This is a genomic window from Paraburkholderia sp. BR10882, from assembly GCF_040948855.1.
Lineage (GTDB): Bacteria > Pseudomonadota > Gammaproteobacteria > Burkholderiales > Burkholderiaceae > Paraburkholderia > Paraburkholderia nodosa_A.
Genome location: NZ_JBFPKP010000005.1, coordinates 392,067 through 404,648, shown reverse-complemented (window position 1 = coordinate 404,648; position 12,582 = coordinate 392,067). Strand labels below are relative to the sequence as shown.

The window sequence follows — 12,582 nt, the reverse complement described above, 5'->3', positions numbered from 1 at the left end:
ACAGCCCGGAACGCGCCATTGGGTTTTGGGTGCTTCCTCGGGAAGCCGACCGCTGCCGCCGAACTGCTTGCTGCCCAGCAGTGAGCAGCGCCATGACCCGCAGGTACGCGCACAGCCACCATGCGGCTATCAGATCCTGTGATCGCCCGATGCCGGGGAAATTCGCGATGGCGACGACTCACACTCAGGCGCGCACCTCGATCCGGTTGACCACACCTCCTACGGTGTCCAGACACCACGCATCCATCTCTGCCCGGCGCCTCTCAGCTTCGGTCGCTACACGCCCCGCAAGCGTAATCCGCTTGCTCTCCACGTTGATTGTGATTTGTTCAGCGTGAACGCGCGGATCGGATTCGAGCACGAGAGCGAGGGCCTCGTGAATCTCTTCGTCGCCGTCCGCTTCGGCCGGCACCAACTCCAGCAGATTCGTCACGTCCCGGCACCCGCCGACCCACCACGCGATCACGCTTGCGAGCCGTCGATGCGACAGGCTCATCACCTGGCCCGTCAACGTCACGACGCCACCTTCCACGGTGACCTCCACAACGCCGCCGCCCTCCTCGCCGGCCTGGTCCATGGTGCCGCGCAGCATTTCGAGCTGGTCTTTCACGCGCGCACATATCACACAGTTGCGGAACTCCACCGTTCGCAAAATCCGTTCGCAGATCCGCGTGCGCAACTCGCCGTCGCCAATCGGCGGCTCAGCGCTGACGCGCAGTCGGTCAATGAGGGGTTCGCCGTCGCTGTAAGTCCGGGTCAACTGAATAAACCGCTTCTTGGACGCTACGTCCGGCACTTCGCCTGCAACCGTCAAGGCACCGCTATCGCGGCTGATGTGAATCGGGGAATTGTGGAGTTTCAGGTGCGATTCGCGTTCGAACGCCGCCATCACCTGCTTGAGGATCGCATCAGGGCGTTGCATGATTTGCCTCGCGCAAAGGGGAACGAAGCAGCCCCCTCGAAGCCCCGCAGTACAAAACGCGTCACGCGAGGCGGGCGCCGCCCAATTCATTATAGTTATTGCGCCCATCCTTCCCCTCAGCGTTGCACGTGTGATCAGACGTCGAAGTACAAATAAAACTCCCACGGATGCGGACGCAGCCTGATTGCGTCGATCTCATGCTTGCGCTTGTACTCAAGCCACGTATCGATGACATCTTCAGTGAAGACATCGCCTCTGCGCAGAAACTCGTTGTCGGCCTCGAGCGCATTCAGCGATTCGTCAAGCGAACCCGGCACCTGACGGACGTCCTTCGCTTTCTCGGGCGGCAAGTCGTAAATGTTGACGTCAAGCGGATCGCCTGGGTCTGTCCTGTTTTCGATGCCGTCGAGCCCGGCCATCAGCATCGCTGAGAAGGCGAGATACGCATTGGCCGACGGATCGGGACACCGGAACTCGACGCGCCGCGCGTTCGGCGAATCGGAGTACATCGGAATGCGCGCGGCCGCCGAGCGGTTGCGTTGTGACATCGCCAGATTCACCGGCGCTTCATATCCGGGCACGAGGCGCTTGTAGGAGTTCGTGGTCGGAGCGCAGAACGCCATCAGCGCTGGCGCATGCTTAAGCAGGCCGCCGATATACCATCGACACATGTCAGACGTAAGCGCCCAACCATGCGCATCGTAGAACAGATTCTCGTCGTCCTTCCACAGGCTTTGATGGCAGTGCATGCCGCTCGCATTGTCGGCGAAGAGCGGCTTCGGCATAAACGTCGCCACCTTGCCGTGCTGGCGCGCGACGTTCTTGCAGATGTACTTGTAGATCATGACGTTGTCGGCCATCCGCGTAAGCGTGGAAAACCGCATGTCGATTTCGTTCTGCCCCGCTGTCGCCACCTCGTGGTGATGCACTTCCACCTGCACGCCGGCCTGTTGAAGCAACAACACGATCGTCGAGCGGATGTCCTGCAGTGTGTCGTGCGGCGGCGCCGGGAAATATCCTTCCTTGAAGCGAGGCTTGTAACCGAGGTTGCCGCCGCCATACGCGCCTTCGTCGCGGCCCGAATTCCAGTCCCCTTCGGCAGATTCGACAAAGAAGTAGCCGCTATGGGCATCCTGGCCAAAACGGATCGAATCGAATATGAAGAACTCGAGCTCGGGCCCGAAATAGCACGTCGTCGCCATGCCGGTCTGCTTCAGGTAGGCTTCGGCCTTCTTCGCGATGTAGCGCGGGTCGCGCGAGTACGGCTGATGCAACACCGGATCGATCACGTCGCAGATCATCGAGAGCGTGGGCGTTTCGCTCACGTGATCGATGAACGTGGTCGTGGGATCCGGCTTGAGAAGCATGTCGGATTCCTGAATTTCCTGAAATCCGCGGATCGACGAACCGTCGAAACCGATCCCGTTGGCAAAGAGGTCTTCGTGCACCTCGGGCAGCGTGATCGAAAAGTGCTGCCAGAGACCGGGCAGATCCGTGAATTTGAGGTCGACGATCTGAATCTTGTGTTCGCGCAGTAGTTCGATAACCTGTTGCGGGTTATCAGGACGCGCGACACGATAACTGCCGGCGTCGACGGTTACATCGAACGCCGGCGCACCTCGTGGACTGGCCATGGGGACTCTCCCTGCGCAGCTACTGATCGTGTGCGAGCGCTTCGAGACGGGCGTAGCCCGCGTCTTTCGCCGCGCGCTCCGTCGCAAAGGGCTCTTCGGCGACGAGCGAGCGCCGCACTTCGCGCGCATCGAAATCGACGAGCGAGATAACCCACACCCAACCGCCGATCTGCTCGGCCGTCTGCACGAATGCGCGCACGTTGCCTTTGTCCTTGGTGCTCATTTGACCTCCTCACGAGATAAACACAAGGGGAACATGGGTGACGCCAGACTTGACGGGCAGTCTACGCCGGGACCAGGCCCCTTTGTTTCAACCAGTCCAGATTGAAAAGGCGGGAGCGGTACAACTCGCCGCCGTCGCACAGCAGTGTGACGATCGTATGCCCCGGCCCCATCTCCCGGGAAAGCCTGACAGCAGCCGCGACGTTGATGCCTGTCGAACCGCCGACATAGAGCCCTTCTTCGCGCAGCAATCGGTAGACCATGGTGACGCATGACTGGTCGTCGATCTGATAAGCGTCATCGATCGGCGTGCCGTCGAGGTTCGCGGTAAGGCGGCTGGAGCCGATCCCCTCGGTAATCGAGCTGCCTTCCGCGTGAATCTCGCCCGTCTTCACGTAACTGTACAAGCCGCTGCCGTACGGGTCGGCGAGAACGATCCACAGATCGCGGTTCTTCTCCTTCAGGAAGCGGGCCACCCCGGCGAGGGTGCCGCCAGTACCGGTCGCGCTGACGAACGCATCGACCGTGCCAGCGGTATCGCGCCAGATTTCTGGGCCGGTGGTCTCGTAGTGAGCCTTGCGATTGGCAAGGTTGTCGAACTGGTTCGCCCAGATCGCGTCGTCCAGTTCCTCCGCGAGCCTTCCGGCGATCTTCTGGTAGTTGTTCGGGTCCTTGTAGGGGGCGGCCGGTACCGGGTGGACTTCCGCACCCAGGACGCGCAACAGTTCCATTTTCGCGGGAGACTGGGTCTCGGGAATAACGATGACACACCGATAGCCGCGAGCCGCGCAAATATGGGCAAGGCCGATGCCGGTATTGCCCGCAGTCCCTTCCACTACCGTGCCGCCGGGCCTAAGTTCGCCACGTTGCTCGGCGTCCAGAATAATGGACAGCGCCGCCCGGTCCTTCACCGAACCACCCGGGTTCATGAATTCGGCCTTACCGAGAATCTCGCAGCCGGTTTCGTCGCTAAGACGAGCGAGCCTGATCAGCGGCGTGTCGCCTACGCACCCGACAAAACCCGTCCGAACATGCATATCCTTCCCCCTGCAATCGCAAGCCTGGCATCAGGCCACTCTCACACTGGAAGGATAGGCAAAGATCCGACGCACTTCCCGACGTTTGAGGGCAGTCGATGAAGATGACCGGGAAGGGGATACGCCGACTCACTTGCAAAAAGCTTGCCAACGATCAGGGCACGCCGATCACCGCCCGGTCAGCAGCCGAAGGATCTTCTGCACGATGCGTTCGTGCAACTCGAGCGCCTCACCGAGCGTGCTTGCGCCAAAGCTCTCGTTGTCTTTTCGCGCTTGCATTCCGGCGATGCGCGTCACGAAGAGCGCGGGCTCGGCGGTCCGCGCGTCAGTCACACCGCGAAATCGCGTCGTGACCGTCACGCCGGACTCTTCGAGCAGCGTGCGGCGAAAGATCAATTCGTTTTCGGCCATCCAGCGCGACCACTCGCTGCGGTCGAACACCTCAACAGGCCTGTTCTTCGCGTCGAGGATGTAGAAGCGTTCGCACTGGGGCGGGATCGGGCGGGTTCTCATCTATTCCGATCCGGAAGGTGCGAGCAGGAAGCCGATCGCCTCCCGCCACCAGCTATCGTCGACGTGGCCTGGCCAGTCGTTATGCTCAGCCGCCTGGGAAAGTAGAGAAAATGTTCCTGCAACATGGCGACGCCTGTCAAATGGATCGGCACGCGAAGGCGAGCCTCAGTTCGATTCCCGTGAACAATGCGCCGGTCAGGGTTTGTCCGCAACCCGGACTGCCCGATCGTTCGTCTGGAGCACGTGGATCGGGCGAGCGATGCGCTGTGAAGCGTCCCCATGCGGCATACTCGAGTCCACGATACCCGAAGGCGCAAAGACATGGTTGCCGACCTCGCACACTCCTGGTTGACGTTCAGCGCGGCTGTAGCCGCTGCAAAGGCCGCCGGCCGCCCGCTTGTCGCGCTCGAGTCGAGCATCATCGCTCACGGCATGCCCTATCCGGAGAATATTCGCACTGCGCGCGAAGTGGAGGCCCTGGTCCGCGCGACGGGAGCCGAACCCGCGACGATTGCACTGATCGGGGGGCGAATTCACATCGGACTTGCTGACGACGAACTGGAACTGCTCGGCCGCTCTGAGCATGTACACAAAGTTAGCCGCCGCGACCTGCCGGCTGTGCTGGCCGCCGGCGGGCTCGGTGCCACGACAGTGGCTGGCACGATGATATGTGCCGCGCTGGCCGGCATCGAGGTCTTCGTCACCGGAGGCATTGGCGGCGTGCACCGGGGCGCGCAGGAAACCTTCGACATCTCGGCCGACCTGCAGGAATTGGCAAAGACCTCGGTGGCGGTGGTGTGTGCCGGTGCGAAGTCCGTCCTGGACATCGGGCTCACACTGGAATACCTGGAGACTTACGGCGTGCCGGTGCTCAGTTGCGGGCAGGACAATTTCGCGGCGTTCTACACGCGCGATAGCGGCTTTCGGGCGGACTTCCGGCTGGACGACGCAGCGGACCAGGCGCGCTTCATCCGCACCAAGTGGAACCTGGGCCTCGAGGGCGGCGTAGTGTTGAGCACGCCGGTGCCGGAGGCATCAGCAATGCCGTCCGCAGAGATCGACGCGCTGACTCAGCAGGCGCTGACTGAGGCCAGGGCACAAGGCATCACAGGTAAGGCCGTGACGCCCTTCCTTCTGTCTCGCATCACGGCACTCACGGGTGGACGCAGTCTGGCGACGAACATCGCGATCGTGAAACACAACGCCGAGGTCGGGGCACGACTGGCGCTGGCGTTGGCACACAGGTTGTGCACTGGATGTCGCGACGAGCGTTCCATCTCGCAGGGTCAATCGGGCTAGCGCTCGCTCGCGAGCCATGCACGCCATCCGCCGAATCCGGAGATATCGGTTCCCGACTTCACGCCATAGGGTTCGCACAAGAAGCCGGTCACCCACGAGCCGTCCGACAATTCGACCTTCCCCAGCACCAGCGGAGACGGCACGGTTGCCATGAACGAGCCTAACTCGACGCTCGGCATGTCCCAGACTTCGACCGCGATCTCGGAGCCGTTCCCGGCAACTCGCCACAATCCCGGGCGTCGGGTGCCGTCCGCGGAAGGCGGCAGCGCGGCCAGCCGATAATGGGCAGCCGTATGCGTTACCTGCATGCGTCGCGCGCCTCGCGAAACCAGGTCCTTGTTCAACGGCAGCCCTTGCATGTGAGCACCGCACACCGCGACGCGAATCCGGTCGTTGGCCGCGACTCGCCTGGCGGAAGGCTCCGGGCGGCTTCCGCCAACACATTCGATGCCACTCGCCGTGTGCAACACATCGGCAACCCCCAGCAGATACTGGTCGGTGAACGCGCGGCCAAAGACCGTCACGCCCCACGGGAGCCCGTTCTTCATGAACGCTGTCGGCGTGGCGACGGCCGCGTAATCGAGCAGATTCATGAAGTTCGTGTAGTAGCCGAGCAATGAGTTCGGCCCAATCGGGTCCTTCTCCAGTTCAGCGAGCGTCACAGGACGCGGATACGTCGGCGTCAGCACGAAGTCCAATGAATCGAGCACCGCATCGCAGATCGCCTTCAACGCCTGCAGACGATACTGCGCGCGAAACAGTTCGACCGCCGTCGCGCCCGGCGCCTTGGCCAGCACGTTCCGAATAACGGGAAGCACGGCGTCTGGCGTCGCTGACATCAACTCGCCGGCCACGCTGTAGCGTTCCGCAACCCACGGGCCCTGATAAAGGAGATTCGCGGCCTCGACAAAGGGCTCGAAATCGATCTCCACTGCCTCGCCGCCTGCTGCTTCCAGACGCGCACGCGCGCTTGCGAACAATTCCGGACTCTCAGCGCATCCCGCAAATTCAAGACGCGCCGGAACCCCGAACCGGAACGACGTAGGCTTGCCGAACCCCCTTGCCGAGTTCCATTGCGGGTTTCTGCGACTGTATGCATCGCGAACGTCGGTTTGTGCGGTCAATGAGAGAAGCTCACTGGCCTCGCCGGCCGTTGCCGTGAAGTAGGTCACGCAATCGAGTGTGCGGCAGGCCGGGACGACACCCGCCGTCGACAGGATGCCTTTGGTCGGCTTGAGTCCGATGAGATTGTTCAGGCCGGCAGGCACACGTCCCGACCCCGCCGTGTCGGTACCGAGCGCGAAACTCGCCACGCCCAATGCAACGGCAAGCGATGAACCCGCGCTGGAACCACCCGACGGGTAGTCAGGATGCACGCTGTTGCGGCATTTGCCGTATGGCGAACGCGTGCCGTTCAGACCCGTCGCGAACTGGTCGAGATTGGTCTTCCCGATCGGGATGGCGCCAAGCGAAATCAGCTGGCTGACGAGCGTCGCGGACTCCTTTGGCATGTACGCGAAGGCGGGGCACGCGGCGGTCGTTTGGACTCCTGCAAGGTCGATGTTGTCCTTGATCGCGAACGGGACGCCGTACAACGGCAGACGCTCGAAGTCCTGCTTCTCGAGCCAGTCGAGGTATGGCGCGACTTCGCTTTCGGTCAGTAGATGAATGAAGAGATTGAACTCCGGATTCAGCGCGCTCGCTTTTCCGAGCAGTTCAGTCACGAGCGTGCGCGGCGTGAGGCGCCCGTCACGATACGCGCTGCGAAGCGTGGAAAGCCGCAGATCGAATGTCGGCATGATTTTCTGTCCTTGTACTTAATGGCGTTCAATGACTGCGACTCGTTGCCCTGCGCGCACGGGCGAGCCAGGGGCCACGTAAATCTCGCCGACGGTCCCCGCACAGGAGGCGAACACCGAAATCTCCATCTTCATCGACTCGACAATGAGCAATACGTCGCCCGCAGCAACGACGTCTCCCGTCTTCACCTTCACCTGCCAGAGGCTGCCGGCGATTTCACAGTCCACGGATACCTGCCCGTCTTCCAACGGAGCCAGTTGGGCGTCCTCCGCGTCCGGTGCCTCAATTGCCTCTTCAGGGGTGCCCGCTTCGCGCCAACGCTCGCGCTCGGCCTGGAAGGCCGCCTGCTGTCGCGAACGAAACTTGCCGATGCTGTCGGCTTCGCTCTCGAGAAACGCTTGATAATCCGGCAGCGAGAGTTCCGACTCCTCAATCTTCAACGGATAACGCCCAAGCGGAAAATCGGCGCGGATGCGAAGCAATTCGTCGGCCGACACTTCGTAGAAGCGAATCTGGTCGAAGAAGCGCAGCAAATAGTGCTGACCGGCGAAATCCGCGACCTTGCGATAGCGATTCCACATCTGCAGCGTGCGGCCGACGAATTGATAGCCGCCGGGCCCTTCCATGCCGTACACGCACAGATACGCGCCGCCGATGCCGACCGAGTTCTCCGCGGTCCACGTACGAGCCGGGTTGTATTTGGTCGTCACGAGGCGATGACGCGGATCGAGCGGGGTCGCAACGGGTGCACCCAGGTAGACGTCACCGAGACCCATCACGAGATAGCTCGCGTCGAACACGATCTCTTTGACGGCATCGATGGATTCGAGGTCGTTGATCCGGCGAATGAACTCGAGGTTGCTCGGGCACCACGGCGCATCTTTGCGCACCGTAGTCATGTATTTTTCAATCGCGAGCTGGCACGCCGGGTCATCCCAGGAGAGCGGAATGTGCACGATCCGCGACGGCACGCGCAAATCCTTCTTCAGCAAGACCTGCCCCCACGCCTGACGTACGACATCCAGCAATTGCGCGAGCGCCAGTTGCTCCGGTCGATAGTGAATCTGGAGGGAACGGATGCCAGGCGTCAGATCGACGACGCCGGGAAGCGCCATGGCCTCGAGAGACTGCATGAGCGCGTGTCCACGAAAGCGCGAGACGAGGTCCAGCTCGGCGGGCCCAATCTCGAGCAGCAGATGCGTGTCACCGGACACGCGCGCAACGAGCCGCTCGCCGGCCGAACCCAGGTCGAGCACGATGGGCGAGGTCAGGGACGAGCGTTTGCAGGTCGACGCGTTCGACTCGACCTCCAGGCTTTCCAGTTCGCGGGCGCGTTGACGTGCGGCTTCACGCGCCTCTTCTACCTCCACCGGAACGAAGCGGATCTTGTCGCCGGCCTTCAGTTGCCCGATGTGCCAGAGGTCGGCCTCGATGATGGTCACCGGACAGACGAAGCCGCCAAGACTCGGTCCATCGGGGCCGAGAATCACGGGCATGTCGCCCGTGAAATCGATGGCGCCGACCGCATAGGGATTATCATGAATATTCGACGGGTGCAGCCCGGCCTCGCCGCCGTCTTCGCGTGCCCATTCCGGCTTCGGCCCGATCAGGCGCACACCGGTACGGCTCGAGTTGAAGTGAACTTCCCAATCCGTGTCCAGAAACCTTTCGATATAGCGCGAGCTGAAGTACTCTGGCGCGCCATGCGGACCATAGATCACGCGGAGGCTCCGCACGTCTTCGAGCTTCGGCACGGCATTCAGCGTCTTGCCAAACTGAGGATTCTCGAGCGGATAGAGGTGAAGTACGTCACCTGCGCGTATTGCGCGCCCGCCATGCCCGCCGAACTGACCGAGCGTGAAGGTGCTGCGGCTGCCGAGATACACGCCGACGTCCAGGCCGCCGCGTACGCACAGATAAGCGCGTGCGCCGGCGCCGCGAATGGTGCCGAGCGACAACGTCGAGCCTGCCGGGACAAAGAGGCTCGTATTCAACGGTTGCTTGACGTCGCCGAGCAGTACGGGAATGTCCGCCCCCGTGATGGCAACGACCGCGTCGGTATTGAAACGCAGCGTCGGGCCGCTCATCGTGATTTCGAGCGCGGCGGCATCGGGGGCGTTGCCAAGCAGGCGGTTGCCCAGCCGCATGGCGCGATCATCCATCGGCCCGGAAGGCGGAATGCCGACTGCCCAGTATCCGAGACGGCCGGGGAAATCCTGGACCGTCGTCTGCGTACCGCCGCTGACGACTTCGACCGTACTGGCCTCGTACTTGAGTCCCTCGAGGCACCGGGTCCATGGTTCGCCCGATGCAAACGGCTTGTCGTCCAGGATCTGACGCAGATAGTCGCGGTTCGTCTCCACGCCGTAAATGCACGTGTCCTGGAGCGCGTCCTTGAGCGCGCTGCGCGCCTCGTCGCGAGTCGGGGACCAGGCAATCACCTTGGCGAGCATGGGGTCGAAGTACGGCGGCACTTCGCAGCCGGCTTCGATCCACGTGTCGATACGTAGCGCGCGACCGTCGGCTGGCGGGAACGCGACGTCGGTCAGCAGGCCGGGGCTGGGCTTGAAGTCCCGGCCGGGGTCTTCTGCATAGAGCCGCGCCTGAATCGCATGGCCGCGCGGCGTCAGCTTCGCTGCGAGTTCATGCAACGGCTCGAGCGTGCCCGCTGCCAGCTCGATCATCCAGCGCACGAGGTCGACACCCCACACCTGCTCCGTTACGCCGTGCTCCACCTGCAGGCGCGTGTTGACTTCGAGGAAGTAGAACTGCTCGGCGGCGCTGTCGTACACGAACTCGACGGTGCCGGCGGAGCGATAGTCCACCGCCTTCGCGAGCTTCACGGCAGCCGCACAGAGTGCCTCGGAAATCCCGTCCGGCAAGCACGGCGCGGGCGTTTCCTCGAGCACTTTCTGGTTGCGCCGCTGCACAGAGCAGTCGCGCACGCCGAGTGCGATGGCATCGCCCGTGCCGTCTCCGAAGACCTGCACTTCAAGATGTCGCGCCCGCTCGATGTACTTTTCGAGGAAAACGCCGGAGTCGCTGAAATTGTTTTCACCGAGCCGCTTCACGGCATCGAAATGCGCACTGAGTTCGGCTGCATTCCAGCACACACGCATGCCGATACCGCCGCCGCCGGCCGTGCTCTTCAACATCACCGGATAGCCGATGACTTCCGCCGCTTCCAGCCCCGCCATCAGGTCACCGAGCAAGCCGGTGCCCCTGAGCATCGGCACGCCCTCCTTCTCCGCGATTTCGCGCGCCGTGTGCTTCAGGCCGAAGGCGCGCAACTGCGCGGGCGTGGGCCCGATGAATGCAATCCCTGCCGCTTCGCAAGCCTCGCCAAAGGCGGCGTTCTCGGAGAGGAATCCATACCCGGGATGAATGGCCTGCACGCCCTCGCGGCGAGCGATCTCGAGGATTTTTTTCGTCTCGAGATAGGTCATTGCCGCGGGCCCGTCGCCCAGGCAGTGCGCGACGGGAGCCTCGCTTACATGACGGCTCGCTCTATCCGCCTCCGCAAAAACGGAGACTCCGGTGACATCGAGTTCGCGCAGCGTTCTGAGAATCCGGCACGCGATAGCGCCACGATTGGCGATAAGAATCTTCTCGAACATGGAAGGAATCTTGATTCAGAGGCGGGCCGTCCCGCCGTGGGAGATGCGAGCCGCGGTCGTCCACGGCCGTATTCGCGTCAGCGATCTGCCTGAGTCAGCGCTTCGCGCGTGAGCGTGAAATGACGTCCCGCGCGCACGAGCATGGCGAACGAGATCCAGCTGCGGAGATGCTTCAGTCCCATATCAGCAGCTCCGCGGGCGTCGGGTTGTAGGCGTTGCACGGATTGTTCAACTGGGGGCAGTTGGAAATCAGCACGATCACGTCCATCTCGGCACGCAGCTCGACGTACTTCCCCGGTGCGGAAATGCCGTCTTCGAAGGTGAGGCCCCCTTCCGCCGTCACGGGCACATTCATGAAGAAGTTGACGTTCGCGCCGATGTCCTGCTTCGAGAGGCGGCCGTCATGCGCGCAAGCGCGCAGGAAGTTGTCGCGGCAGCTGTGCATATAGCGCTTTCCCAGCGCATAGCGCACGGTGTTGCTCTCCTGTGCGCAGGCACCGCCGAGCGTATCGTGGCGTCCGCAGGTATCGGCAACGACGGTCAGCATCGGATTGCCGAGATTCGAGTACAACACCGAGCCGGCCGTCAGGTAGAGCCTCTTCTGCCGACGCAGCGTGCGTTGTGGGTCAAAGCGCTCGCGCGGATCGGCGAGGCTGTAGAACAGCGTATCGACCGCCTGGTTGCCCTCCAGATCGACGATGCGCAGTGTCTGGCCCGCCTTCACTTCGTGAAGCCAGGGCTCACCCGCGGCCACCGTCTCGCGGTAGACCGCGCTCTCGGGCTGTTTGTCGCTGACGACAAGCGTGCTCATCATGAAGTGGCCTCCGCTCAAAGAAAGAATCGCTCTGTGTTGATAAAGCCGCGCACGTTTTCCTCGCATGCGGTACGGCACACTTCAGCCACACCAGGCTGCGCCTCGCTCAATTCGAGTTTCACCGCTTTGGGCGCATATTCAGGGTTCGGGTCGAGCGGGTGCTGAATCGCGGTGAGCACGACAAGCGTGTTCATCGGCGCATACAGTTCGACGTAGTCGCCGGCCTTCGAGTTGTGGCTCACGAAATTCAGCTCTCCTTCGCTCGTGACATCAACGCGGCTGAAAAGATTGAGCGTCATCAGCAGGTCTGAGATCTCGAGGCCCCACTTGCCCATCTCGACGAGCAAGTTGTCCGTGCCATTCCGGTAGAACGCGTTGCGCAGTTCCTGATAACGGCCAGCGCCATACCGCGCCGTGACCTCGTCGGCGTTCGAGACACCACCGATGCTGTCGTGCCACCCGCATGTGTCGTCGACGATGGCAGCGAGAACACGCCCCATATCGGAGTACAGGCAGTGCCCCCTCGTGAGCTTTGCAGTGTGCTGGCACTTCAGCGAATCCGGGAGATTCAGTCGCTCGCTCTTCTCCGTTGCATTGACCATCATGACGCTGACATTGGCGCCACCGTGCAGGTCGGTCACGCGCAGCGATTGCCCGCGCTTCACGATGAGCGAGGTATGGCCCCCGCCCGGTACGGTTTCTTCAAGCAATAACTTCATGTTCG

At 62.4% G+C, this 12,582-nt stretch carries 10 protein-coding genes; 1 reads left to right on the top strand and 9 read right to left on the bottom strand.

The features are described from left to right. Nucleotides 1–184: 184 nt before the first annotated feature. The 5 genes from AB3X99_RS16615 to AB3X99_RS16595 form a co-directional block, all read right to left on the bottom strand. Nucleotides 185–922 (bottom strand): BON domain-containing protein, encoded by a 738-nt coding sequence (locus tag AB3X99_RS16615; protein WP_368617541.1) that lies wholly within the window; start codon nt 920–922, stop codon nt 185–187. A gap of 134 nt (nt 923–1,056) precedes the next feature. Then, nucleotides 1,057–2,556, bottom strand: coding sequence for a type I glutamate--ammonia ligase (gene glnA / locus AB3X99_RS16610; protein ID WP_368617540.1), 1,500 nt, complete (start codon nt 2,554–2,556; stop codon nt 1,057–1,059). Between the two features lie 19 nt (nt 2,557–2,575). Continuing rightward, nucleotides 2,576–2,779: a hypothetical protein gene (locus tag AB3X99_RS16605; RefSeq protein ID WP_069262085.1), complete on the bottom strand. Its 204-nt coding sequence runs from the start codon at nt 2,777–2,779 to the stop codon at nt 2,576–2,578. A gap of 61 nt (nt 2,780–2,840) precedes the next feature. After that, on the bottom strand, nt 2,841–3,815 hold the full coding sequence (locus tag AB3X99_RS16600; RefSeq protein ID WP_069262086.1) for a cysteine synthase A: 975 nt from the start codon (nt 3,813–3,815) through the stop codon (nt 2,841–2,843). A gap of 168 nt (nt 3,816–3,983) precedes the next feature. Further along, a complete protein-coding gene (locus AB3X99_RS16595) occupies nt 3,984–4,328 on the bottom strand; it encodes a hypothetical protein (RefSeq protein WP_069262087.1) in 345 nt (114 codons plus the stop codon). Nucleotides 4,329–4,649: 321 nt separating this feature from the next. On the opposite strand from AB3X99_RS16595, the gene AB3X99_RS16590 reads away from it, so the two are divergent. Continuing rightward, nucleotides 4,650–5,627 carry a pseudouridine-5'-phosphate glycosidase gene (locus tag AB3X99_RS16590; protein ID WP_342948124.1) on the top strand — a complete coding sequence of 326 codons (978 nt, stop codon included), beginning with the start codon at nt 4,650–4,652 and terminating at the stop codon, nt 5,625–5,627. Here AB3X99_RS16590 and atzF read toward each other — a convergent pair. The 4 genes from atzF to AB3X99_RS16570 form a co-directional block, all read right to left on the bottom strand. Beyond that, on the bottom strand, nt 5,624–7,426 hold the full coding sequence (atzF, locus tag AB3X99_RS16585; RefSeq protein ID WP_342948125.1) for an allophanate hydrolase: 1,803 nt from the start codon (nt 7,424–7,426) through the stop codon (nt 5,624–5,626). The genes AB3X99_RS16590 and atzF overlap by 4 nt on opposite strands. Nucleotides 7,427–7,444: 18 nt before the next feature. Then, nucleotides 7,445–11,044, bottom strand: coding sequence for an urea carboxylase (gene uca, locus AB3X99_RS16580; RefSeq protein WP_368617539.1), 3,600 nt, complete (start codon nt 11,042–11,044; stop codon nt 7,445–7,447). A 172-nt stretch (nt 11,045–11,216) separates the two neighbouring features. Then, a complete protein-coding gene (locus tag AB3X99_RS16575; RefSeq protein ID WP_069262091.1) occupies nt 11,217–11,858 on the bottom strand; it encodes an urea amidolyase associated protein UAAP2 in 642 nt (213 codons plus the stop codon). Nucleotides 11,859–11,872: 14 nt separating this feature from the next. Beyond that, entirely contained in the window at nt 11,873–12,577 is a 705-nt protein-coding gene (locus tag AB3X99_RS16570) for an urea amidolyase associated protein UAAP1 (RefSeq protein ID WP_368617538.1), read from the bottom strand. Nucleotides 12,578–12,582 lie beyond the last annotated feature (5 nt).